Consider the following 24,810-nt stretch of genomic DNA (forward strand, 5'->3'; position numbering starts at 1 on the left):
TTTTACATTCATAAGGGAAGAAGCACGAAACTATGAGAACATATGTGCTACAATAAATGACAAAGAGGTGAGAAAGGTGACTGAATTTAACGCATATATCGGTCGCGCGGGAACTGGAAAATCCCATGCGATGTTAGACGAAATCAAACAAAAAATGAAACAAGACCCTTTAGGTGATCCGATTATTATCATTGCGCCGACACAAAGTACATTCCAAATTGAACAAGACTTTGTGAAAGATCCAGAGTTAAACGGGAGTTTACGTGCAGAAGTCCTTCACTTTGAACGACTCAGTCATAGAATCTTTCAAGAAATCGGTGGTCTGACAGAAGATTACGTTTCAAAAGGTGCTATGGAAATGATGGTCTTTGATATCTTGCAAGACCAACGTAAATCATTAAATTTATACCAATCGCAAGTTAAGTATTATGGTTTCAGTTCTAAATTGACAGAACAAATCCAAGACTTTAAAAAGTATGCGGTCACACCTGACCAATTAGATTTATTTATCGCTGAAAATCAGCTTCAACCGAGAACACAAGATAAGCTGCATGATATTGCGTTAGTTTATCATCATTTAGAAGAACGATTAAAAGGCAACTTTGTTTCTTCAGAAGATACACTTTATAAGTTTGTAGAATGTATGGAAAACTCTGAGTGGTTAAAACGTGCTGAGATATACATAGATGGTTTCCATAACTTCTCAACACTTGAGTATTTAATGATTGAAACATTAGTTAAACATGCCAAATCTGTAAATGTTTTACTGACAACTGATGGCAATAAAGACCCATTTAGTTTATTTAGAAAGACATCATCTGTATTAACGCATTTAGAAGAGATTGCGAATCGATTAAACATTAACTTGAACCAACGTCTGTTTACGACACAATATCGCTTCGACAATTCAGATTTAAATCAATTAGAAACACAATTTGACGCACTTCAAGTTAATCCGCAACCAAACAACGGACACGTTAATATTTTAGAAGCTTCTAATGTACGTGAAGAAGTGAATGCGATTGCGCGAGATATTATTCGTAAAGCGCGTGAAGAAAATATCCGCTTCCAAGACGTCGCTATTCTCTACCGTGATGAAGCCTACGCGCATTTAATGGAAAATGTCATGCCTGAATACGATATTCCATTTAATATTGATACAAAAAAATCTATGACACATCATCCAGTGATGGAGATGCTACGTTCACTCATTGAAGTTATCGAAACAAAATGGAGTTTTGAACCATTGATGCGCTTATTTAAAACACAAGTGCTGACACGTAAATACGAAGATAGCCGTTACCTTACAGATATCTTAGAAAACTTTGTCTTAGAAAGAGGTATTTATGGAAAGCGTTGGATAGATGACAGCTACTTCAAAATCGAACAATTTAATCAAATGGGCTTAAAGCGCCAACCGATGACAGAAGAAACAGAAGAAGTGTATCGTCGTGTCATTGATTTAAAAGATTTTGTGATGCATCATATTTTAAAATTTGAACAAGCTTTAAGTGAAGCACATACCGCAGTAGAATTTGCGGCTGCTTTCTATAAAGTATGCGAAGCCTTTAATTTACCGAGTCAATTAATGACTGAACGTGATGAATTAGATTTAGCAGGTAAACATCAACAAGCTGAAGAACTTGATCAAGTTTGGAATGGTTTGATTCAAACATTAGATGATCTTGCGACAGTCTTTGGAGATACTGAAATGTCACAAAAACGCTTCTTAGAATTATTCGATGTCGGCTTAGAACAATTAGAATTCGTCATGATTCCACAAACTTTAGATCAAGTGTCTATCGGTACGATGGACTTAGCAAAAGTAGATAATAAAACGCATGTCTATATTGTGGGTATGAATGACGGCATTATGCCCCAAGCGATTTCTAATTCAAGCTTAATCAGTGATGAAGAGAAAAAATACTTCCAAGAAGAAACGCAATTAGAACTGAGTCCGACAGCAGATATCTTACAAATGGATGAAGCCTTTGTGTGCTATATTGCGATGACACGTGCAACTACTTATGTGACGTTCTCATATAGCTTAATGGGCTTAAACAATGATGAAAAAGAAGCAAGTCCATTTATCCAAAGTATCAAAGATTTATATACGAATTTAGAGGTGCAAAATATCGCCTTTATTGCACAACAAAACCCATTAACGTTAATGGAACACCCACATCAAACAAAAATCAATCTATTTGAAGCTCTTCAAAGTTGGTTGCATCATGAATTAACCGCAGAGTCTTGGTTAGATGCGTATCAAGCAATGATGCATCACGATAAATTGAAACAAGGTTTAAACTATCTGACATCTGCATTGACGTATGATAATAAAACCGTACAACTGAATGAAACACAAACAAAAGATTTGTATGGGTCAACTATTAATGCCAGTGTATCGCGTTTTGAAGGTTACCAAAATTGCCCGTTCAAACACTATGCCTCTCATGGCTTACGCTTGAACGAACGTACAAAATATAAACTAGAGAACTTTGATTTAGGAGATATCTTCCATGCAGTTTTAAAATATATTGCGGATAAAGTTCAAGGGGATTTCAAAAACCTGACAAATCAACAGATACGTCAATTAACAACAGAAGCTTTAGAACAAATATTGCCGACAGTGCAATACAATCTATTGAATTCTACTGCGCATTATCGTTATATGTCTCAACGTATCGGTGCGATTGTTCAATCTACATTGACTGCGTTGAAATACCAAGGCAGTTTCTCTAAATTCAGACCTCAAGCGTTTGAAAAATCATTTAGAAGAAAACCGAAAAATCCAGATCAGCTTCAAGCAGAAGCGTTATATACAACACAAGGCATACCGATTAATATCCGTGGCCAAATCGACCGTATTGACACGTATACGAACCAAGACCGCAGTTTTGTGAATATTATCGACTACAAGTCATCAGAAGGCAGTTCAGAATTAGATTTAACTAAAGTGTATTATGGACTCCAAATGCAGATGATGACGTATATGGATGTCGTGCTTCAAAATAAAGAAAGACTAAACTTAGCAGCACAAACTGAACCTGGCGGCTTACTTTATTTCCATGTCCATGAACCGCGTGTTACGTTCTCAAATTGGGCAGATATTGATGAAGAGAAACGTCAAAAAGAATTATTGAAATCCTTTAGATTAAGCGGTTTGGTCAATAATGATCCAGATGTGATTGAGGCAGAAGATTCACGCTTAGAACCTCAATTTACTTCTGATATTGTACCGTTGAATATGTTGAAAAGCGGCGCATTAGGTAAAAGCAATCCAGTCGCTGATACAGATACAATTTATAAATTTATTGAACATAATAAGCAGAACTTCACACAAATTGCGTCTGATATAATGGATGGCCATACTGAGGTCGCTCCGATGAAATATGACCAAAAATTACCGTGTCGTTTTTGTAATTATCGTTCCGTGTGTCATGTGGACGGCATGATTGACAGTAAACGTTATCGTACAGTAGATGAAACGATTAACCCGATAGAATTATTGAAAGTAGCATCAGAAGAAGAGGAGGATGACGCATGATACCAGAAAAACCGAATGATGTGATTTGGACAGACGGCCAATGGAAAAGTATTTACGCGAAAGACCAAGATACTTTAGTAGCAGCTGCAGCGGGTTCTGGTAAAACGGCTGTATTGGTTGAAAGAATTATTCAACGTATCTTACGTGATGAGGTTGATGTTGACCGTTTATTAGTTGTGACGTTTACCAATTTAAGTGCACGTGAGATGAAGCACCGCGTCGAACAACGAATCCAACAAGCATCTTTAGAAAATCCAAGTAATACACACTTGAAAAATCAACGCGTTAAAATTCATCAAGCTCAAATTTCGACGTTGCATAGTTTTTGTTTAAAACTTATTCAGCAACATTATGATGTGTTAGAAATTGATCCGAATTTCAGAACCAGTAGTGAGGCTGAAAACATCTTACTCTTAGAACAAACTATAGATGAAGTATTAGAACAATATTATGATGCGTTAGATCCAGCCTTTATTGATTTAACAGAACATTTATCTTCTGATAGAAGTGATGACAAGTTCAGAAAAATCATTAAGAATCTGTATTATTTTTCAGTTGCGAATCCACAACCGATGGCTTGGCTGTCATCATTAGTAGAACCTTATAACAATACTGACACTCAAGATGAGTACTTAGACTTATTGATTAATATTGCGAAAGTCTATATGTATACGGCACTTGAAAATTTAAATAAGAGTTACGACTTATACCATGAATTCGCAGGCGTCGAAAAACATTTAGAAGTGGTTGAAGGTGAGCGTGCGTTTTTAGCACGTGCTATGGAAGGAGATGTGTTAAACACTGAATTAATCAGTGAACATCAATTGCCAAAGCGTTTTCCAAGTATTACCAAGAAGCTTAAAGAAGCGAATGAAGGCTTTGAAGAGGGCCTAAAACTCGCGAAATCATATTATGATGACTATAAAGCAGCAGTTGAGAAAGTGAAAAAAGATTATTTCTCACGTTCAGCAGAAGATTTAAAAGCGGATATGCAGACGCTAGCACCTAGGGTAGCGGTATTAGCACAGATTACACAAGATGTGATTGAACAGTTCAGCCTCAAAAAGCGTAGTCGTAATATCTTAGATTTCTCTGACTATGAACACTTTGCGTTGCAAATTTTAATGGATGAAGCAGGGAATCCGACTGAAATTGCACGTCATTACCGAGACCGCTTCGACGAAATCTTAGTGGACGAGTATCAAGATACCAACCGCGTACAAGAACAGATTTTAAGTTGTTTGAAACGCGGCGACGAAACAAATGGTAATCTCTTCATGGTTGGTGACGTGAAACAATCGATTTATAAGTTCAGACAAGCGGATCCTAGTTTGTTTATTGAAAAATACAATCGTTTCAATATAGATGGCAGTTCTGGCATGCGCATTGATTTATCGCAAAACTTCCGTTCTAGACCTGAAGTATTATCTACAACCAACTATTTGTTTAAGCATATGATGGATGAAGCAGTCGGTGAGATTGTTTACGATGAAGCGGCACAATTGTATTTCGGTGCACCGTTTGATGATAGACCGCATCCATTACATTTAAATGTTTTAGTTGAGGAAGCAGAATCTGAACTCACAGGTGATGAACAAGAAGCGGAATATATTGCAGATCAAGTTGAAACCATTTTAAATCAACATGAAGTCTATGACATTAAGAACAAGACTTATCGTAAATCGACGTATAAAGATATTGTGATTTTAGAGCGTGGATATAGTCGTTCTCGTGCATTGCAGCAGGTGTTTAAAGACCGAGATATTCCGTTTCATGTAAATAGTAAAGAAGGGTACTTTGAACAAACTGAAGTCAGATTGGTCTTATCTTTCTTAAGAACGGTAGATAACCCGCTTCAAGACATCTATTTAGTCGGTCTGATGCGTTCTGTTATCTATCAATTTACAGAAGATGAACTCGCAAGTATTCGTATTGTCAGTCCGAATGATGATTATTTCTATCAATCGATTCAGCATTATATGCAGAGTGAAGAAGCGGATGTGCGCTTAGTTCAAAAACTTCAAGACTTCTTAGATGATTTAGCGTTTTATCAAGCGTTCAGTTTAAAACATCCAGTCTATCAATTGATTGACCGCTTCTACAATGATCGCTTTGTGATTCAATATTTCAGTGGTTTAATCGGCGGTAAAGGCAGACGTGCAAACCTTTATGGTTTATTCAATAAAGCTGTAGAATTCGAGAAATCCAGCTTCAGAGGACTCTTCCAGTTTATTCGATTTATTGATGAATTAATTGAAAGAGGTCAAGACTTCGGTGAAGAGAATGTCGTTGGTCCGAATGATGATGTGGTACGTATGATGACCATTCACTCGAGTAAAGGTTTAGAGTTCCCATTTGTGATTTATTCTGGATTAAGTAAACAGTTTAATAAACAGGATTTAAGTCAACCAGTGATTTTAAATCAAAAATACGGATTAGGTTTGACTTACTTTGATACTGAACTAGATATCACATTCCCATCACTTGCCTCTGTGACACTTAAAGCCATTAATGAAAATGAAATTATTTCTGAAGAAATGCGTTTAATGTATGTAGCCTTAACAAGAGCCAAAGAGCAATTATTCTTAATTGGACGTGTGAAGAGTGAACAAGCACTAGATAAAATGGTCGGTACAGCGATTGCAGGAGATAAATTGCCTGTTAGTTACCGTTTGAGTGCGAAAACGCCATTTGAACTGATGTATCCGATTTATGCGAAATATCAATCTCACAGCATTACTAATGATTTGAAGTTTGAACAAGATATTAATGATTTAGCATTACCGCTTCAACCTAAAGTAGAAATTCAAATCGATGATTATGGTGATATCAAACCAGATGAAACAGAAGAAGACAAAGAGGATTATCGTACGGTGGCAGATATTATTGATTATCAGTCTGGTCAACCAGAAGTAGAACGTCAAATTGAACAACAATTAGCGTTTGAATATCCATATCAAAAAGATATGGTCAAACCGACGAAACAATCTGTATCTGAATTGAAACGTCAGTTAGAAACAGAAGAAAGCGGCACAAGTTATGAACGTGTCCGCCAATACCGTTTAGGTGCTTCGACTTATGAACGTCCGCAATTTTTACGTCAACATCAAAAACGTAAAGCTAATGAAATCGGAACATTGATGCATACAGTGATGCAGCATTTACCGTTTAAAACTGAACGTATGACTGAAGATGAATTAGATCAATATATTGATCATTTGATTGAGAAGAATATTATCGAAGATGATGCGAAACAAGACATTCGTATGAAAGAAGTTGTTAAATTCATCAATAGTGATCTTTATATGAAGATTGCGCAAAGTGACCAGATTATGCGCGAAGTACCTTTTGTGGTTAACCAAAGTAAAGTTGATCACGAAATGGATCAAAATGAAGATGTTTCTATTATCCAAGGGATGATTGACTTGATTTACCGACAAGATAATCAGTATTACTTTGTGGACTATAAAACTGACGCCTTTAACCAACGAAAAAGTGAAACAGATGAAGAAGTCGGCGAAAAATTAAAAGCGCGTTATAAAGTACAGATGTACTATTATCAAGCCGCACTTGAGACGATTTTAAACACGAAAGTCAAAGGTTCGCTGTATTTCTTCCAATATGGTGAATTAAGATTAGATGACACTTCGCATTAATTCCAAATGGACAGGGTAGAGATAATTAAGAGGATTAGACGTTTAGTTTGTATTTTCATATTATCACTCCCTATATTTGGAAGTGTTTATTAAATATTTGTTATTTTTCTGAAAATACAGTTATAATGTAAATTAAGATTGAGATGAGGAGCTGATATTGAATGAAATTTTTATCATTCAAATATAATGATGAAACATCGTATGGTGTGAAAGTAAAACGTGAAGAAGCAGCTTGGGATTTAAGAAAAGTTTTCGCAGATTTTGGTGAAGGCGACTTCCATCCTAAGACTTTATTAGAAGGTTTAGAACAAAACCATACATTAGATTTCCAAGAGCAAGTGCGTAAAGCAGTTGTCGCAGCAACAGATAGTCCAAATTCAGAAGACTATAAAGTACAATTTGCAGACTTAGAATTTTTACCACCTGTGACACCGCCGAACAATGTGATTGCATTCGGACGTAACTATAAAGAGCATGCGGATGAATTGAATCATAGTGTAGAACGCTTATACGTGTTCACTAAAGCAGCATCATCTTTAACAGGTGATGAATCAACAATTCCTAACCATAAAGATATTACAGATACATTGGATTATGAAGGTGAATTAGGGGTTGTTATCGGTAAATCAGGCGAGAAAATCCCTAAAGGTTTAGCATTAGACTATGTATACGGCTATACAATCATTAACGATATCACAGACCGTACAGCACAACGTCAACAAGACCAAGCCTTTTTATCTAAAAGCTTAACTGGCGGTTGCCCAATGGGTCCTTATATCGTTACTAAAGATGAATTACCGACACCTGAAGACGTAAATATCGTCACAAAAGTAAACAATGAAATTCGTCAAGATGGCAATACAAGTCAAATGATTCTTAAAATTGATGAATTGATCGCAGAAATCTCTAAATTTGTTGCTTTACACCCAGGTGATATCATTGCGACAGGTACACCATCAGGTGTTGGGGCAGGTATGAATCCACCTCAATATTTACAACCTGGTGATGAAGTTAAAGTTACAATCGATAATATCGGTACTTTAACTAACTTTATCTCTAAAGAAGAAGAGTAATTAATAATTATCATGCTTTTTAATTAAGCATATTATTATAATAAAGCCCGAGTTGAAATGAATTTGTTTCAACTCGGGTCTTTTAATATCCAAAATAGAAAAATTAATTTTCACTTAAAGTTTAAACGCAATAAGAAAAGCTCATCACATGTAGTGACGAGCTTTAAATAGTTTATTAATTACCAATGCCGAATAGGCTTGAGATTGGTCCTTCTGGTAAGATAATGCCTAATGCCATTGTGATAATGATTAGAACAATTGTACCCCAGAATAAACCTGTGTGTGAAACTGAACGTTCTTTACGGATTAATGTTACTTCCATTAAAGCAACAACTGCGATACCGCAAATCATTTTTAATGTGAGTAACATATGTGCACTACCTGTTGCAGTAGCGAATTCTACAACAACTTGCCACACACCACTGAATAAGATCAGTACTAAGAACAAACGTAATGCCATGTGCAACGGTTTGTAAGCTTTCTTAGGTGCACCGGGTGATTTAAAACTGAAATAAGCTGCGATAAATAAAATGATCCCGATGACCCAGCTGAAAATGTGTAAATGTAACATGTAATTTCCCCATTTCTTCAATATTCCGTATCTATGATAACATATAACCTTAGCTTAATTATAATGATTATAATTATTTTGAATTTATTTTTGAATGCTTGATGGTTTTATGGGTTTTCTCTAAATAATATATATTATTTAGATTGCGCTTTATAACCCACCATATTAATAATATCTTTAGGTGAACTATAAGGCGGCGCATAGGCTGGTTCAAATTCAGTTAGTTCATCAATGGTCATATTGTTTTGCATGGCCATTGAAAGTACATCAATACGTTTATCTGCACCTGCTTTACCGACTGCGGCAGCGCGTAAAATACGACGTGTATCTTTGTCGAAATAGACACGTAAATGGACACGTTCTGCGCCAGGGAAGTAGCTGGCATGGTTGTATTGTTCATTTTCAGTCATACCATAATTAAAGTGTTTCAATTCGTTTGGTGAGATACCGACACTCGTTAAAGTATAATCAAAGAATTTCACCGCATTTGCGCCTAAGAAGCCTTTAAACGGCGGAGCACTGTCTAAAGCGATATGTTGTGCTACAATGCTGGCAGCACGATGTGCACCCCAAGCTAGCGGTACACGTGTTGGTAAGTCAACATGACGATAATAGTAAGAGGCAATGTCGCCAATCGCATAAATGTCTTCAAAGTTCGTTTGGAAGTATGCGTTGACTGGGACATAACCATCGTCATCTAATTTGATGTCAGTATCTTTAAATGATTCATTGTTCGGTACAATACCGAGCCCTTCAATAATCATGTCGAAGTCTTCTTGTTTACCTGATTTGAAGTGCACCGTTTTACCCTCTACAGTGTCAATTTCTTCATTGAGTCGATAATCAATTTTGCGTTCATCCATCGCATCGAAAATCACTTGGTTCATATCTTGATCCATGAATTTATTGACTTTATCTGAGCGGTGGATTAATACTGTTTCTAAACCGTGATGATATAAGTTTTCTAAGACTTCTAATGAAATGTAGCCGGCACCGACAATCAGCACCTTTTTAACATTATTTTGTTTAATGTAGTTTTCAATCGCATCTGTATCTTCTAGGTTACGTAGTGTAAAGGCCATATCAGTGTCCAGTGGGAGTGAGTTTGCGCGACAACCTGGGCTTAAAATTAATTTATCGTAATTGTCTGTGAATGTTTCGCCATTCTCTCTGTTTTTGACTGTCACTTCTTTTTTAGAAGGATCAACATGTGTGACTTCGTGATAGACATGTGCATCGATATCTTTTTGTTCTTTTAAACCTTCAGGTGTGTAATTGAGCAATTGCGAACGATCTGGAATAATACCGCCTAAATAATAGGGAAGACCACAGTTCGCAAAAGTCACATCGCGATCTTTCTCATACACCGTTATCTTATAGTCTGAATTTAATCGGCGTAATTGGCTTGCGACTGTTGCGCCGCCAGCGACACCGCCGACAATAATAATATGTGTCATGTTTTTACCTCCAATATGATGTAATAAAAAAACAAGGTTGATACAAAGTGTCATAATAGATTGTCTTTAAAACACTTGCAAACCTTGAATTGATAAGATTTATATTAACAAGAATGCACGTTTGCGTTTTCTTGATAAGGAATATTTAAACTGAAAAAGTCATTTAAATAACGGCCGATACCGTCTTGGTTGTTAGAATAAGTTGTTTCTTTTGCGATGTGTTTCAGTTCATCTAAGCCGTTATCCATCGCTACGCCATGTTTCGCGTATTTAATCATTTCGGTATCGTTATCTTCGTCGCCGAAAGCGATAATGTGATTACGGTCTACACCGAGTGCATCTTTCACACTATCGATTCCTCTCGCTTTACTTATACCCCGTTTAACAATCTCTATAACTGGGAATGGCGCACCCCAGCGGCGATGTTCAATACTTTCTGCGAAGAAACGTGACAACATTTGTTTTACTCTTGGAATCATATGCTCTTCGGCTTCGATTAAAATAGAAGTCGGTGATTCATTTAATTGGCTGACGATATCTCCAGTCTCAATTTTAGGATTGCCCATAGAGAAACCTTCGAATAGATGTTCATCGTACGTATCGATAAAGACATGGTCTTTTACTTCTGCGATAATATTTTTTACCTGCATATTACGTAATGCGTCAATAATACTTGAGGCCAAGTCTGGATCCAATGTCTCATGTGTGACAGGGAAGTCAGCATCTGTCGGATTATGCACATAGGCACCATTGAAGTTGACAATCGGCGTATTTAAGCCTAATTGGTCATAATAAGGGCGGCTGGCTCTGAAAGGTCTGCCTGTCGCAATCATGATATGGTGGCCTTGTTCTTTTAACGTTTGTAAAACTTTAAATGTATATGGTGAAATTTCTTTTTCATCGTTTAATAATGTTCCGTCTAAATCTAAACAAATTAAATAAGGTTCCATAGTATAATCTCCTTGTGCTTAAGTTGATAAATAAATCTAAATGCGGTTTGACGCATGAAATGGATGAATTGAGTATAAACACTGCTCAATCTCCTTATATGAAACATTGTCTATAAATAGGCTGATTCATTTTTTTGTGAATGTATTCCTATAATAGCATTTTATTGGAGTTTTGTCGGATATTTGATATATTGATAATAACCATAATTGCATAAAAGAGGTGAATATAATGGATGAAGCATTAAAAGATAATATCTTAGGTGCATTAGAAAACGTAATTGACCCTGAGCTCGGCATTGATATCGTCAACTTAGGTTTAGTATATAAAGTCAATCTCGAAGACGATGGTTTATGTAAAGTAGAGATGACACTAACATCAATGGGTTGTCCTTTAGGACCGCAAATTATTGAACAAATCAAAATGGCGCTTGCAGAAATTCCGGAAATTCAAGATACTGAAGTGAATGTTGTTTGGAATCCGCCATGGAATAAAGATATGATGTCACGCTATGCGAAAATCGCTTTAGGCGTGAGCTAAGAGATATCATGCCAATGATATAAGAAATGAAACGACTTATTTGTTTAAAGCTAATGAAAAATAGCTGAAGACGATAAGTCGTTTTTTTTATCCCGAATTGTACTTGTTCACAAAATTGTTATAAATGAGTTGTACGATTCATGCTAAATAAAAGATTTATTCAAATAACTATAAAATATCTTGATATTGCAAGAATATTACATTAATATTACAATTGGTAATTATGACACTCACGTGTTCTGTCACATACATAGAGCACAATGAACCACGCAAAATCTTAAATCAGAAAGAAAGGTAAATGCATGACTAATTTGAAACGCAGTTCAGCTCAGAACAGTGCATCACCTGAAAAACCTAAAAAAATGAACTATATGCCTGGTTTAGATGGGTTAAGGGCAATTGCTGTGCTCGGTATTCTTATCTACCATTTAAATAAACAATGGCTTTCAGGCGGATTTCTTGGTGTAGATACGTTCTTTGTTATTTCTGGATATTTAATCACAAGTCTTTTATTAATAGAACATCATCAAACAGGAACGATCAGTTTAAAGCGCTTTTGGTACAGACGTATTAAGCGTTTGATTCCAGCAATGTTATTTGTGGTCAGTGTAACTACGATATTCACGTTGTTATTCCAAAGAGATGAAATACTTCGTGTTAAACAAGATGCGATTGCGGCTATTTTTTACGTCTCTAACTGGTGGTATATCGCTAAAGATGTCAATTATTTCGACCAATTTTCATTTGAACCTTTAAAACATTTATGGTCTCTTGCGATTGAAGAACAATTCTATTTATTCTTTCCTTTAGTTTTGATTTTATTACTGGCTAAAGTTAAGAAACATAAACAAATTGTATTGATATTTTGGATTATCTCATTAGCTTCATTATTAGCAATGGTGTGGATTACACATCCTGGCATGAATTTCTCACGTGTGTACTTCGGTACAGATACACGCTTGCAAACGTTATTACTCGGTGTCATTCTTGCATTTTTATGGCCGCCGAACCGTTTGAGAAAAGATCCGCCGCTTGCGGTACGTATGTCAGTTGACTTGATGGGAGTTATCTCATTAGCAATTTTAATGGCTTTATTTGTCGTTGTAGAAGACCAAAGTTACTGGATTTATAACGGTGGTTTCTACTTGATTTCAGGGATTACACTCTTCTTAATTGCAAGTGTGGTACATCCGAGCGGCTTATTAGCACGCTTTATGGGCAATCCATTATTTGTATATATCGGACAACGCTCATATAGTTTATATTTATGGCATTTCCCAATTATCGTATTATTGCATCGCTACTTTGTAGCAGGACAAATTCCAGTATGGGTATATGTCGTAGATGTTGTTTTAACATTCATTATGGCCGAAGTGTCTTATCGTTATGTTGAAACACCATTTAGAAAACAAGGCTTTAAAATGTTGTCATTTAGAACGAAATCAAAACGTATTTGGGTTCATTGGCTGGCATTATTAGTCATTGCGATTCCGTTTGCGGTAATTTTAGCAGGTGTCTTTGATCATTACGGTAAAGATAAAACTGCGGATAAAGCGACTCAATTCAATACAAATTCAATTGATAAATATGTGGTACGCCCAGTGCCGTATGGCAAAATTGATTTCTTAGGCAATGGCGGCGGTAAGCAGCCAGAAGAACAAGTTGAAGTATACAATAAAGTGAAACCTTTATTAATCGGCGACTCTGTTATGGTAGATATTGGTGAACGCTTTAAAGAACAAGTACCGCATTCAGTCATTGATGGTAAAGTCGGACGTAATATGTACCAAGCTAAACCATTAATCGAACAAAATTACAGTCACTATAATAAAAAAGGCGACCAAGTCATTATTGAATTAGGTACGAATGGTGACTTCAATAAAGAACAATTAGATGATGTCATCGCATCATTCGGTAAAGCGGACATCTATTTAGTCAACACACGTGTGCCGCGTTCTTATGAAGGACACGTTAACCAATTGATGAAAGAAGCGGCTAAAGAACATAAAAACGTTAAACTCGTAGATTGGTATAAACGTTCTGCAGGACATCCTGAATACTTCGCATATGACGGTATTCATTTAGAATATCCAGGTGTTAAAGCATTATCTGATGAAATCATTAAAACAATGGGTCTCAGTAAAAAAGACAAATAAATAGAAACGAATACAAGAACTGAAATCGGAAAATGAACGCTGATTTCAGTTCTTTTCTTATATTTAGAGTGAGTTTGTTATAGGTAAAAGTTTTGTGGTAAAGCATATGAGGAATGATTTAAAAAGAAGAGAAAAATTTACTGAAACGAAGCGTTATAAGTTGAAAAATAAAGGGTCGATGCTCTATACTATGTATAAGGTCAAAGAAAGTCAAAGTCAAAAGGACTTGCAAGCATACTGAGTAACAGAGGTGAAGAGAATGGATGCAAATAAGATGACCTATGCCGTGCAAGAAGCGTTACAACAAGCGATTCAACTTGCACAAGACTATGAACAACAAAATGTAGAAATAGAAGCGGTGTTATTAGCTGCCTTAAAAGAAACAGATAGCTTATTTAATAGTGTATTAGAACGTGCCAATATTGATACGAGTGAGTTAGCGAACGCATATGATTCAAAATTAAAACGCCATGCGACAGTTAAAGGCGATAATATTCAATATGGTCAATATATCGGCAATGAAACCAATACGCTGTTTAATAAAGCAGAAGCTATTATGAAAGACTATGATGATGAGTTTGTATCAATGGAACATGTGTTGTTAGCAGCCATGGAAGTTGATGAGACAACTAAATCATACGTCGGTAATAAAAAAGAAGTAATCAAAGAAATTATTAAGAAGATCAGAGGAGGAAATCACGTGACATCACAAAATCCAGAAGCAAACTATGAAGCACTTGAAAAATATGGTCGTGATTTAGTAGAAGAAGTCCGACAAGGAAATATGGATCCAGTTATCGGAAGAGATGAAGAAATTCGTAATACGATTCGTATCTTAAGTCGTAAAACGAAAAATAACCCTGTCTTAATCGGGGAACCAGGTGTCGGTAAAACTGCGATTGTTGAAGGATTAGCACAACGAATTGTGAAAAAAGACGTGCCGGAATCCTTATTAGATAAAACAATCTTCGAATTAGACCTAAGTGCATTAGTGGCTGGTGCAAAATACCGTGGTGAATTCGAAGAACGCTTAAAAGCAGTCTTAAAAGAAATTAAAGATGCTGACGGTCGTATTATTCTCTTTATCGACGAATTGCATATGCTAGTCGGTGCAGGTAAAACAGATGGTGCGATGGATGCAGGCAACATGTTGAAACCGATGTTAGCACGTGGTGAATTACACTGTATCGGTGCAACAACTTTAAATGAGTATCGTGAATATATTGAAAAAGACTCTGCATTAGAACGTCGTTTCCAAAAAGTAAACGTGTCTGAACCTGATGTAGAAGATACGATCTCTATTTTACGTGGATTGAAAGAACGCTATGAAGTGTATCATGGTGTACGTATTCAAGACCGTGCATTAGTTGCTGCGGCAGAATTATCAGATCGTTATATCACAGATCGTTTCTTACCAGATAAAGCAATTGACTTAGTAGACCAAGCATGTGCGACAATTCGTACAGAAATGGGTTCTAACCCAACAGAACTCGACCAAGTCAACCGTCGTGTAATGCAGTTAGAAATTGAAGAAAATGCGTTACAACATGAATCAGACAGTGTCAGCCAACAACGTTTGAAAGAACTTCAAGAAGAGCTTTCAAATGAAAAAGAAAAACAAGCAGCGTTACAATCTCGTGTAGAACAAGAAAAAGAAAAAATTGCGAAACTACAAGAAAAACGTGCAGAACTTGATGAAAGCCGTAAAGCATTAGAAGATGCTGAAAATAACTATAATCTTGAAAAAGCAGCGGAATTGCAACACGGTAAAATCCCTCAATTAGAAAAAGAATTACGTGAATTAGAAGATGCGTTCCAAGATGATCAAGTTGGTGATGAAGAACGTATTATCCGTGAAATTGTGACAGATGAAGAAATCGGAGATATCGTCAGTCAATGGACAGGTATTCCAGTTACAAAATTAGTGGAAAGTGAACGTGACAAATTACTACACTTAAACGATATCTTACATGAACGTGTCGTAGGTCAAGATAAAGCCGTTGATTTAGTTGCAGATGCGGTTATTAGAGCACGTGCAGGTATTAAAGACCCTAACCGTCCAATCGGAAGTTTCTTATTCCTAGGACCAACAGGTGTCGGTAAAACAGAGCTTGCGAAAGCTTTAGCTTCTAGCTTATTCGATTCAGAAAAACACATGATTCGTATCGACATGAGTGAGTATATGGAAAAACACTCTGTCTCTCGTTTAATCGGAGCGCCTCCAGGCTATGTCGGTCATGATGAAGGCGGTCAATTAACAGAAGCAGTGCGTCGTAATCCTTACTCAGTTATCTTATTAGATGAAGTAGAAAAAGCACACTCTGATGTCTTCAACGTGTTATTACAATTATTAGATGAAGGTCACTTAACAGATTCTAAAGGCCGTAACGTAGACTTCAAAAACACAATCATCATTATGACAAGTAACATTGGTTCGCAAATCTTACTTGAACAAGTGAAAGAAACAGGTGTAATTACAGAAGACACAGAAAAAGCAGTCATGAATAATTTAAATCAATTCTTCAAACCTGAAATCCTGAACCGTATGGATGATATTGTATTATTCCGTCCATTATCAGTAGATGACATGAGCTTGATTGTAGAAAAAATCTTAGCAGAATTGAATATCCGCTTATTAGATCAACGAATTTCAATTGAAGTGTCAGACGCAGCGAAAAAATGGTTGGGTGAAGAAGCATATGAACCGCAATTTGGTGCGCGTCCATTAAAACGTTTTGTACAACGTCAAATTGAAACGCCATTAGCACGTATGATGATTAAAGAATCATTACCAGAAGGTACAACAATTAAAGTTGACTTAGATGATGATGGTTTACAATTTGATGTAGAAAAAGCACAAGTATAATGATTAATATAAAGAAACAGCCGTATCGCATTTGATACGGCTGTTTTCATACATAAAAAAATCCAGCAAGAACTTTTGCTGGATGCGAAATGCGGGCTGTTATTGTTTACTGTCTTCTTCTGCAGCAGATGGCTTAATAGGTTTCATTAGTGCGTCTAAAGCAACGATAGCAAGTGTAAAGACAACTGCTAAAACTAATGGAAGAACCATATCTAATGTTCCGCCGCCGGCTAAACTGTTTAACACGAAGTTAACCATTTGAAGCAGCAAAACAGACCAGAATAGTACCATAATGTATTTCATCTGTTGTGCCTCCATATTTCATCTTTAGTTCAATTATAAAATAGAGTGATTGCTTTGTATAGTGAAATCAGGAAATTCGACACAAGAGCCAAGTTGTAGAAGATGAAACAACATCACATTTATTGTGATACGCGCGTTCAAATATTATAATAGTGTAAGCAATGTCATGATGGATACGAATAAAGCACTTGTATTCAAAAAGTAGAATATGATAAATTAATACCTGGTATTAAAATTATTTTTAAGAAGGTGTAGAACCATGAATGTGGGTATTAAAGGTTTTGGAACTTACGTTCCAGAAAAAGTAGTAGACAATGCCTATTTTGAATCGTTTTTAGAAACATCTGATGAATGGATTTCTAAAATGACTGGAATCAAAGAACGTAGATGGGCAGGCGAAGACGAAGAAACATCAGATCTTGCTTATGAAGCAAGTGTGAAAGCAATTGAAGATGCAGGAATTAAACCTGAAGATATAGATATGGTAATTGTCGCAACATCAACAGGAGACTTCCCGTTTCCAACTGTAGCAAATATGTTGCAAGACCGTTTAGGTTTAGGAAAAGTTGCGACGATGGATCAATTAGCAGCATGTTCAGGATTTATGTATTCCTTGATTACTGCCAAACAGTACATACAGTCAGGTGACTATCATAATATTTTAGTAGTCGGTGTGGATAAACTTTCGAAAATTACTGATTTAACAGATCGTTCGACTGCTATTTTATTCGGTGATGGTGCAGGTGCAGCAGTAATCGGTGAAGTATCTGAAGGACATGGTATCTTAAGCTATGAAATGGGTTCTGACGGCAGTGGCGGCAAGTATTTATACTTGAACCACGATAACGGCAAAATCTTTATGAATGGTCGTGAAGTGTTTAAATTTGCGGTTCGTATTATGGGAGAAGCTTCTCGTAATGTAGTGGATAAAGCCGGATTAACTGCTGATGATGTCGATATGTTCGTACCGCATCAAGCGAACATCAGAATCATGGAATCTGCTCGTGAACGCTTAGGTATTCCAAAAGAAAAAATGAGTGTATCAGTAGATAGATTCGGCAATACTTCAGCGGCTTCTATTCCGTTAAGTATTGGACAAGAACTCGAAAACGGCAGAATTAAAGACGGCGATGTCTTAGTGCTAGTCGGTTTCGGCGGCGGCCTGACTTGGGGCGCAATTACATTAAGATGGGGAAAATAGGAGGATAAGGTATGAGCAAAGAGCAACGCGTTGTAATTACAGGAATTGGCGCATTATCTCCATTAGGAAATGATGCAGAAACGTCATGGGAAAACGCTTTAAAAGGTGTTAACGGAATTGATGAGATTACTCGTATTGACACATCTGATTACAATGTTCATTTAGGCGGAGAATTAAAAGACTTCAATGTTGAAGATTATATCGATAGAAAAGAAGCACGTCGTATGGATCGTTTCACACAGTATGCGGTAGTAGCGGCACGTGAAGCCGTACAAGATGCGAAGTTGGATATTAATGATAAAACAGCTGACAGAATCGGTGTATGGATTGGTTCAGGTATCGGAGGCATGGAAACTTTCGAAGTGGCACATAGCCAATTGTTAAATCGTGGACCACGCCGTGTCAGTCCGTTCTTCGTACCAATGTTGATTCCTGATATGGCAACAGGCCAAGTATCAATTGATTTAGGTGCTAAAGGACCAAACGGTTCAACAGTGACAGCTTGTGCAACAGGTACTAACTCAATTGGTGAAGCATTTAAAATTATCCAACGCGGTGATGCAGATGCGATGGTAACTGGCGGTAGTGAAGCGCCGATTACACATATGGCAATTGCTGGATTCAGCGCAAGCCGTGCGTTATCTACAAACAATGACAAAGAAACAGCATGTCGTCCATTCCAAGAAGGCCGTGATGGCTTCGTAATGGGTGAAGGTGCAGGTATCGTAGTACTTGAGTCGTTAGAATCAGCACAAGCACGTGGTGCGAAAATTTACGCTGAAATCGTTGGTTATGGCTCAACAGGTGATGCGTATCATATCACTGCACCAGCGCCTGAAGGTGAAGGCGGTTCTCGCGCAATGAAAGCTGCGATGGATGATGCAGGTATCGAACCGAAAGATGTACAATACTTAAACGCACATGGTACAAGTACACCAGTAGGTGACTTGACTGAAGTTCTTGCGATTAAAAATACATTCGGCGATGCTGCGAAAAACTTAAAAGTCAGCTCAACTAAATCAATGACTGGCCACTTATTAGGTGCTACAGGTGGTTTAGAAGCTATCTTCTCAGCACTTTCTATTCGTGATAGTAAAGTTGCGCCAACAATCCATGCAGTAACACCAGATCCTGAATGTGATTTAGACTTCGTGCCAAATGAAGCACAAGACTTAGACATCACATATGCGATGAGTAACAGTTTAGGTTTCGGTGGTCATAACGCAGTTTTAGTATTGAAAAAATTTGAAGACTAATTTTAAATAGACCTAAAAATAAGCCAGGTGTTTGGACTCTAAATCAGAGTGCAAATATCTGGCTTTTGTCTTTCCTGAAAATACAATTGTATTTTATGCAGGAGCATTCATATTGAATATACAGATGCGATAGTGTAACAAAACGAATGGATTTTTCAGGTTTAATATACAAAAAGACATGCGATTATTACTATATTTCACTGAAAACCCTACAATGAACGTATTAAATTAATAAGAAATACAAAAAATAGATAAATAACTTATGTTAAATTTTCTTGTTTAGTACTAAAAATTTAGATTTTGTCAATGATGTATAATATGTGAAAAGTTTCCTTTGTATATCCTGAATAGACAATTGAAATTAAGTGTGGTAAATAAAACTAGTAATTAAATAGGTAGAAAAAACGGCAAAGTGAAATCACTCTGCCGTTTTTTTGTGGTTAAAAAGTGAAAGTCGCCAGCAAACATAAAATGACATAAACCACATTGACTAAAGTTAAATAGATCGTCCAACGTTCTACAATATAGACCTCTCTTTTAACTTTTTTAGGATTAATAAATTCATCATCAACATGTGCTTTACGATGTTTGGCACTAGACATTTGGTAGCGCAAACGCCTGAAACCATAGCTTGTCGCATCAAAGATACCATCTTGAACTAAGATGAAAACGAAGCCGACAATAAAAAGCAACATACTGACAATGAATAAAATGTCGATAAATTGGGTCCACGTATGTTCGCGAAACAGCCAAATAATCAAACTCAAAACAGGTGAGAATATTGCCCAGAAAATCCATCGGAAATGTTTATTCATATCACGATTACCTCTCGATTCATTAAAAATTTAAAAGTAATTCATCAGCATTTATTTAGTAATAACTATAAAGTTTTTTTAATAGAAATACAAGAAACAAAAAGCACGTAATCTATTGATATTGCTATATTTGTTACACATGTGTGACGGAACTTTTTGTTATAACATTTAAATTATTCAAAAAATTGTGTTGATTTTAAATGTAAAGTACCGATATACTAATATTAAAATATTTCTGATAATTAGAAGGGAATGTTTAATTTGAATCTATAAGGGGGATTGTCAATGCTTAGATATATACTCAAGCGTTTTGGGTACATGCTTATTTCTTTGTTTATCATTATGACTATCACTTTCTTCTTAATGAAATTGATGCCAGGTTCACCGTTTAATGATGCAAAGTTAAGCGCAGATCAAAAGGAGATTTTGAACGAGACCTACGGTTTGAATGATCCAGTCATTGTACAATATTTGCACTACTTAAAGAACGTAGTCACAGGAGATTTTGGGGTTTCATTCCAATATCATAACCAACCAGTGTGGGATTTAATTCAACCTCGTTTGATTCCGTCAATTGAAATGGGACTTGCGGCGATGGTCATCGGGATTGTTTTAGGATTGATTTTGGGTGTTGCAGCAGCAACAAAACAAAATACATGGGTGGATTACTCAGCGACAGTTATTTCAGTTATCGCTGTTTCAGTACCATCATTCGTATTAGCAGTATTATTACAATATGTGTTCTCAGTAAGATTAAGATGGTTCCCAGTAGCAGGTTGGGAAGGTATTTCAACAGCTATTCTGCCATCACTCGCACTTTCAGCAGGCGTACTTGCGACAGTCGCACGATACATACGAGCGGAAATGATCGAAGTGCTGAGTTCTGATTATATTTTACTTGCGAGAGCCAAAGGGAATTCAATGATGCGTGTGCTATTCGGCCATGCATTACGAAATGCATTGATTCCAGTTATCACAATCATCGTGCCGATGTTAGCTGGAATTTTAACAGGGACACTTACAATCGAGAATATCTTCGGGGTTCCAGGACTAGGGGATCAGTTCGTAAGATCGATTCAAACGAATGACTTCTCTGTCATTATGGCAACCACTCTTTTATTCAGTACGTTATTCATCGTATCGATTTTCATAGTGGATATTTTATATGGAATTATCGATCCGCGTATTAGGATACAAGGAGGTAAGAAATAATGGCAGAAGACAAAAAACAACACTTGCATGGAGATTACTCCAATGCAACGTTATCACATACGACAGATGGCGAGAATGCGCCTGACTTTATCTTAGTAGAACAAGATATTGATAAAGAACCAGAAATTCAACGTGAAAGTAAAAACTTCTGGCAAGATGCTTGGAGCCAATTAAGACGAAATAAACTTGCAGTAGTCGGGATGATCGGATTAATTTTAATCATCATCATGGCACTTGTCGGTCCTTTAATCAGCAGCCATGATTATGCTGAACAAGATGTAGACCGCAGAAACTTACCAGCAAAAATACCTGTCTTAGACAAAATACCTTTCTTACCGTTTGACGGTGTAGGTGCAGATGGTAAAGACGCATATAAAGAAGCTGGTGTGAAAGAGAACTTCTGGTTTGGGACAGACCAATTAGGTCGTGACTTATGGTCACGTACTTGGCAAGGTGCACAAGTATCATTATTCATCGGTGTTGTTGCCGCCGCATTAGATATCTTTATCGGTGTAGTTTACGGGGCAATATCCGGATTCTTTGGAGGACGAACAGATGACGTCATGCAGCGGATTATAGAAATCATCGCTTCTATTCCGAACTTGATTGTCGTAATTTTATTCGTATTGATTTTCGAACCTTCAATTTGGACAATTATTTTAGCAATGGCCATTACAGGATGGATTGGCATGAGCCGTGTTGTTCGTGGTGAGTTCTTAAAATTAAAAGGACAAGAATTCGTATTAGCATCACGTACATTAGGGGCTTCTAAAGGGAAATTGATTTTCCGTCATATTTTACCAAATACATTAGGAGCAATTGTTGTAACTTCAATGTTCACAGTACCAAGTGCAATTTTCTTCGAAGCATTCTTAAGCTTCATCGGTATCGGTGTACCAGCACCTAAAACATCACTTGGTTCATTAGTAAATGACGGACGTGCGATGTTATTGATTCATCCGCATGAATTATTTATTCCAGCATTGATTTTAAGTTTATTGATTTTATTCTTCTACTTATTCAGTGATGGATTACGTGATGCATTCGATCCGAAAATGCGTAAATAAGGGAGGCAAAAAGGATGTCAGATAAAATATTAGAAGTAAACGACTTGCATGTCTCCTTTGATATTGATGCTGGAGAAGTGCAAGCTGTACGTGGTGTAGACTTTTATTTGAGAAAGGGAGAAACCCTTGCGATTGTAGGTGAATCAGGTTCTGGTAAATCAGTGACAACGAAAGCACTGACAAAACTCTTCCAAGGAGATGCTGGCCGAATTAAAAAAGGCGAAATTTTATTCTTAGGTGAAGACTTAGCACAAAAACCTGAAAAAGAATTAATCAAATTAAGAGGTAAAGACATCTCTATGATTTTCCAAGATCCGATGACGTCGTTAAATCCAACGATGCAAATAGGTAAACAAGTGATGGAACCTCTGATTAAACATCGTAACTATAGTAAATCACAAGCGAAAAAACGTGCGCTAGAGATTTTAGAAATGGTAGGTTTACCAAACGCGAAACAACGCTTTAAAGCTTATCCTCACCAATTCTCAGGTGGGCAAAGACAACGTATTGTCATTGCGACAGCACTCGCATGTGAACCAAAAGTATTAATCGCAGATGAACCGACAACAGCATTAGACGTGACAATGCAAGCACAAATTTTAGACTTGATGAAACGTCTGCAACAAAAAATTGATACATCAATTATTTTCATTACGCATGACTTAGGTGTCGTCGCAAATATCGCAGACCGTGTTGCAGTTATGTACGGTGGACAAATGATTGAAAGAGGAGAAATTGATGAAATATTCTATGACCCTCAACATCCATATACTTGGGGGCTGTTATCTTCAATGCCTGACTTAGAAACAGGTAATGATATTGAATTAACAGCAATCCCAGGAACACCGCCAGACTTATTGCACCCACCAAAAGGAGATGCATTCGCACCACGAAGTCAATATGCATTAGATATCGATTTTGAAGAAGAGCCGCCATGGTTCAAAGTATCACCGACACACTTTGTGAAATCATGGTTGTTAGATGAAAGAGCGCCGAAAGTTGAACCGCCAGAGCTTGTGAAACAACGTCAAAGAAAAATGGCGAATAAGTTTGATAAACCACAACGACAAGAGGGGGTGGCGTTCAATGAAGGATAATCGTGAACAAAAATTTAACGAATCAAATACAGCGCTAGAGCAACAAAAAAATATTGAACAAGAACAAAGGGAAACAGCTGAACAACGTCAACAAGAACCGTCACAAGAAGTGTTGCTTGAAGTTAATAACTTAAAACAATACTTTAATGTCGGAAAGCGTAATGAAGTTCGTGCTGTTGAAGGTATTTCATTCAAGATATTCAAAGGGGAAACATTCGGCTTAGTAGGAGAATCTGGTTGCGGGAAGTCAACCACTGGTAAAGCCTTAATTAAGTTGAATGACGCGACAGCTGGAGAAGTTTATTACGAAGGGGTTAACATACAAGATATTAAAAAGCGTAAAGATATGTTGAAATTCAATAAGAAAATCCAAATGATTTTCCAAGATCCATACGCTTCATTGAACCCGAGATTAAAAGTGATGGATATCGTTGCAGAAGGTATTGATATTCATAAATTAGCAAAGAATACGAAAGATCGTAAAAAACGCGTATATGACTTATTAGAAACAGTAGGTTTAAATAAAGAACACGCGAACCGTTATCCGCATGAGTTCTCTGGTGGACAAAGACAACGTATCGGTATTGCACGTGCTTTGGCAGTTGAACCAGAATTCATCATCGCAGATGAACCGATTTCAGCGCTAGACGTTTCAATTCAAGCACAAGTGGTCAACTTATTGTTGAAACTTCAACGTGAGAAAGGTATTACTTTCTTATTCATTGCCCATGACCTATCTATGGTGAAATATATTTCAGATAGAATTGCGGTTATGCATTTCGGTAAAATTGTAGAATTAGGGACTGCGGATGAAATCTATAATCATCCTTTACATCCTTACACACAATCTTTGCTATCAGCAGTACCTCAACCAGATCCTGAAAGTGAACGTACAAGAACACGTATTGTCTATAAAGAAGATGCTGAAAAGAATGATGAACGTTCATTACAAGAAATCAATCCAGGACATTATGTCTTTGTGACAGATGAGGAAGCGCAAGAATTAAAACAAAGATTACAACAAACAGTGTAAGGGGGATAAAGC

17 protein-coding genes are annotated in these 24,810 nt (G+C 36.8%); 12 read left to right on the forward strand and 5 right to left on the reverse strand.

The genetic code is table 11. The features are described 5' to 3' along the window. Positions 1–76 precede the first annotated feature (76 nt). The 3 genes from addB (at position 77) to HMPREF3270_RS08565 (ending at position 8,276) form a co-directional block, all read left to right on the forward strand. Positions 77–3,547, forward strand: coding sequence for a helicase-exonuclease AddAB subunit AddB (addB, locus tag HMPREF3270_RS08555; RefSeq protein ID WP_083326829.1), 3,471 nt, complete (start codon positions 77–79; stop codon positions 3,545–3,547). Then, entirely contained in the window at positions 3,544–7,203 is a 3,660-nt protein-coding gene (gene addA / locus HMPREF3270_RS08560) for a helicase-exonuclease AddAB subunit AddA (RefSeq protein WP_070848730.1), read from the forward strand. The genes addB and addA overlap by 4 nt, the downstream gene beginning before the upstream one ends. A gap of 161 nt (positions 7,204–7,364) precedes the next feature. After that, positions 7,365–8,276, forward strand: a complete 912-nt coding sequence (locus tag HMPREF3270_RS08565; protein ID WP_002481875.1) for a fumarylacetoacetate hydrolase family protein — start codon at positions 7,365–7,367, stop codon at positions 8,274–8,276. Positions 8,277–8,451: 175 nt separating this feature from the next. On the opposite strand, the gene HMPREF3270_RS08570 is transcribed toward HMPREF3270_RS08565, so the two are convergent. The 3 genes from HMPREF3270_RS08570 to HMPREF3270_RS08580 all read right to left on the reverse strand — a co-directional run bounded on the left by HMPREF3270_RS08570 (position 8,452) and on the right by HMPREF3270_RS08580 (position 11,254). Then, a complete protein-coding gene (locus HMPREF3270_RS08570; protein WP_002481876.1) occupies positions 8,452–8,847 on the reverse strand; it encodes a YisL family protein in 396 nt (131 codons plus the stop codon). 134 nt (positions 8,848–8,981) lie between these two features. Next, positions 8,982–10,304 (reverse strand): CoA-disulfide reductase, encoded by a 1,323-nt coding sequence (locus HMPREF3270_RS08575; protein WP_070848729.1) that lies wholly within the window; start codon positions 10,302–10,304, stop codon positions 8,982–8,984. A 104-nt stretch (positions 10,305–10,408) separates the two neighbouring features. Then, positions 10,409–11,254 (reverse strand): Cof-type HAD-IIB family hydrolase, encoded by an 846-nt coding sequence (locus HMPREF3270_RS08580; RefSeq protein ID WP_002481878.1) that lies wholly within the window; start codon positions 11,252–11,254, stop codon positions 10,409–10,411. 229 nt (positions 11,255–11,483) lie between these two features. Here HMPREF3270_RS08580 and HMPREF3270_RS08585 point away from each other — a divergent pair, with 229 nt between their 5' ends. The 3 genes from HMPREF3270_RS08585 (at position 11,484) to clpB (ending at position 16,814) form a co-directional block, all read left to right on the forward strand. Further along, positions 11,484–11,792 carry a metal-sulfur cluster assembly factor gene (locus HMPREF3270_RS08585; protein WP_002481879.1) on the forward strand — a complete coding sequence of 103 codons (309 nt, stop codon included), beginning with the start codon at positions 11,484–11,486 and terminating at the stop codon, positions 11,790–11,792. A gap of 302 nt (positions 11,793–12,094) precedes the next feature. Next, complete coding sequence (locus HMPREF3270_RS08590; RefSeq protein ID WP_083309968.1) at positions 12,095–13,948, forward strand: acyltransferase family protein; 1,854 nt, start codon at positions 12,095–12,097, stop codon at positions 13,946–13,948. Between the two features lie 259 nt (positions 13,949–14,207). Further along, positions 14,208–16,814, forward strand: coding sequence for an ATP-dependent chaperone ClpB (gene clpB, locus HMPREF3270_RS08595; RefSeq protein WP_070867240.1), 2,607 nt, complete (start codon positions 14,208–14,210; stop codon positions 16,812–16,814). 99 nt (positions 16,815–16,913) lie between these two features. On the opposite strand, the gene HMPREF3270_RS08600 is transcribed toward clpB, so the two are convergent. Further along, entirely contained in the window at positions 16,914–17,117 is a 204-nt protein-coding gene (locus HMPREF3270_RS08600) for a YjzD family protein (protein ID WP_002481935.1), read from the reverse strand. Positions 17,118–17,376: 259 nt separating this feature from the next. On the opposite strand from HMPREF3270_RS08600, the gene HMPREF3270_RS08605 reads away from it, so the two are divergent. Both HMPREF3270_RS08605 and fabF read left to right on the forward strand, forming a co-directional pair. Beyond that, entirely contained in the window at positions 17,377–18,318 is a 942-nt protein-coding gene (locus tag HMPREF3270_RS08605) for a beta-ketoacyl-ACP synthase III (RefSeq protein WP_023015800.1), read from the forward strand. 11 nt (positions 18,319–18,329) lie between these two features. Next, positions 18,330–19,574 carry a beta-ketoacyl-ACP synthase II gene (gene fabF / locus HMPREF3270_RS08610; RefSeq protein ID WP_002481937.1) on the forward strand — a complete coding sequence of 415 codons (1,245 nt, stop codon included), beginning with the start codon at positions 18,330–18,332 and terminating at the stop codon, positions 19,572–19,574. A 440-nt stretch (positions 19,575–20,014) separates the two neighbouring features. Here the strand turns inward: fabF and HMPREF3270_RS08615 are convergent, their stop codons facing one another. Beyond that, positions 20,015–20,389: a DUF3899 domain-containing protein gene (locus HMPREF3270_RS08615; protein WP_070848727.1), complete on the reverse strand. Its 375-nt coding sequence runs from the start codon at positions 20,387–20,389 to the stop codon at positions 20,015–20,017. A gap of 285 nt (positions 20,390–20,674) precedes the next feature. On the opposite strand from HMPREF3270_RS08615, the gene opp3b reads away from it, so the two are divergent. The 4 genes from opp3b to HMPREF3270_RS08635 are packed head-to-tail and all read left to right on the forward strand — an operon-like array spanning position 20,675 to position 24,798. Next, positions 20,675–21,601 (forward strand): oligopeptide ABC transporter permease, encoded by a 927-nt coding sequence (gene opp3b, locus HMPREF3270_RS08620; RefSeq protein WP_023015802.1) that lies wholly within the window; start codon positions 20,675–20,677, stop codon positions 21,599–21,601. Continuing rightward, complete coding sequence (gene opp3C / locus HMPREF3270_RS08625) at positions 21,601–22,668, forward strand: oligopeptide ABC transporter permease (protein WP_002481941.1); 1,068 nt, start codon at positions 21,601–21,603, stop codon at positions 22,666–22,668. The genes opp3b and opp3C overlap by 1 nt, the downstream gene beginning before the upstream one ends. A gap of 14 nt (positions 22,669–22,682) precedes the next feature. Next, positions 22,683–23,765 carry an ABC transporter ATP-binding protein gene (locus HMPREF3270_RS08630; protein WP_002481942.1) on the forward strand — a complete coding sequence of 361 codons (1,083 nt, stop codon included), beginning with the start codon at positions 22,683–22,685 and terminating at the stop codon, positions 23,763–23,765. Beyond that, positions 23,755–24,798, forward strand: a complete 1,044-nt coding sequence (locus tag HMPREF3270_RS08635; protein ID WP_002481943.1) for an ABC transporter ATP-binding protein — start codon at positions 23,755–23,757, stop codon at positions 24,796–24,798. The genes HMPREF3270_RS08630 and HMPREF3270_RS08635 overlap by 11 nt, the downstream gene beginning before the upstream one ends. Positions 24,799–24,810 lie beyond the last annotated feature (12 nt).

The organism is Staphylococcus sp. HMSC65H10 (assembly GCF_001839185.1).
Classification (GTDB): Bacteria; Bacillota; Bacilli; order Staphylococcales; family Staphylococcaceae; genus Staphylococcus; species Staphylococcus simulans.

Excerpts from the sequence above, each read along its gene's own strand:
- HMPREF3270_RS08575 (WP_070848729.1), bottom strand. The coding sequence starts at position 10,304 with ATGACACATATTATTATTGTCGGCGGTGTCGCTGGCGGCGCAACAGTC.
- HMPREF3270_RS08565 (WP_002481875.1), top strand. The coding sequence starts at position 7,365 with ATGAAATTTTTATCATTCAAATATAATGATGAAACATCGTATGGTGTG.
- HMPREF3270_RS08585 (WP_002481879.1), top strand. The coding sequence starts at position 11,484 with ATGGATGAAGCATTAAAAGATAATATCTTAGGTGCATTAGAAAACGTA.
- opp3b (WP_023015802.1), top strand. The coding sequence starts at position 20,675 with ATGCTTAGATATATACTCAAGCGTTTTGGGTACATGCTTATTTCTTTG.
- HMPREF3270_RS08590 (WP_083309968.1), top strand. The coding sequence starts at position 12,095 with ATGACTAATTTGAAACGCAGTTCAGCTCAGAACAGTGCATCACCTGAA.
- HMPREF3270_RS08600 (WP_002481935.1), bottom strand. The coding sequence starts at position 17,117 with ATGAAATACATTATGGTACTATTCTGGTCTGTTTTGCTGCTTCAAATG.
- HMPREF3270_RS08570 (WP_002481876.1), bottom strand. The coding sequence starts at position 8,847 with ATGTTACATTTACACATTTTCAGCTGGGTCATCGGGATCATTTTATTT.
- HMPREF3270_RS08630 (WP_002481942.1), top strand. The coding sequence starts at position 22,683 with ATGTCAGATAAAATATTAGAAGTAAACGACTTGCATGTCTCCTTTGAT.
- addA (WP_070848730.1), top strand. The coding sequence starts at position 3,544 with ATGATACCAGAAAAACCGAATGATGTGATTTGGACAGACGGCCAATGG.
- HMPREF3270_RS08605 (WP_023015800.1), top strand. The coding sequence starts at position 17,377 with ATGAATGTGGGTATTAAAGGTTTTGGAACTTACGTTCCAGAAAAAGTA.
- fabF (WP_002481937.1), top strand. The coding sequence starts at position 18,330 with ATGAGCAAAGAGCAACGCGTTGTAATTACAGGAATTGGCGCATTATCT.
- clpB (WP_070867240.1), top strand. The coding sequence starts at position 14,208 with ATGGATGCAAATAAGATGACCTATGCCGTGCAAGAAGCGTTACAACAA.
- HMPREF3270_RS08615 (WP_070848727.1), bottom strand. The coding sequence starts at position 20,389 with ATGAATAAACATTTCCGATGGATTTTCTGGGCAATATTCTCACCTGTT.
- HMPREF3270_RS08635 (WP_002481943.1), top strand. The coding sequence starts at position 23,755 with ATGAAGGATAATCGTGAACAAAAATTTAACGAATCAAATACAGCGCTA.
- HMPREF3270_RS08580 (WP_002481878.1), bottom strand. The coding sequence starts at position 11,254 with ATGGAACCTTATTTAATTTGTTTAGATTTAGACGGAACATTATTAAAC.
- opp3C (WP_002481941.1), top strand. The coding sequence starts at position 21,601 with ATGGCAGAAGACAAAAAACAACACTTGCATGGAGATTACTCCAATGCA.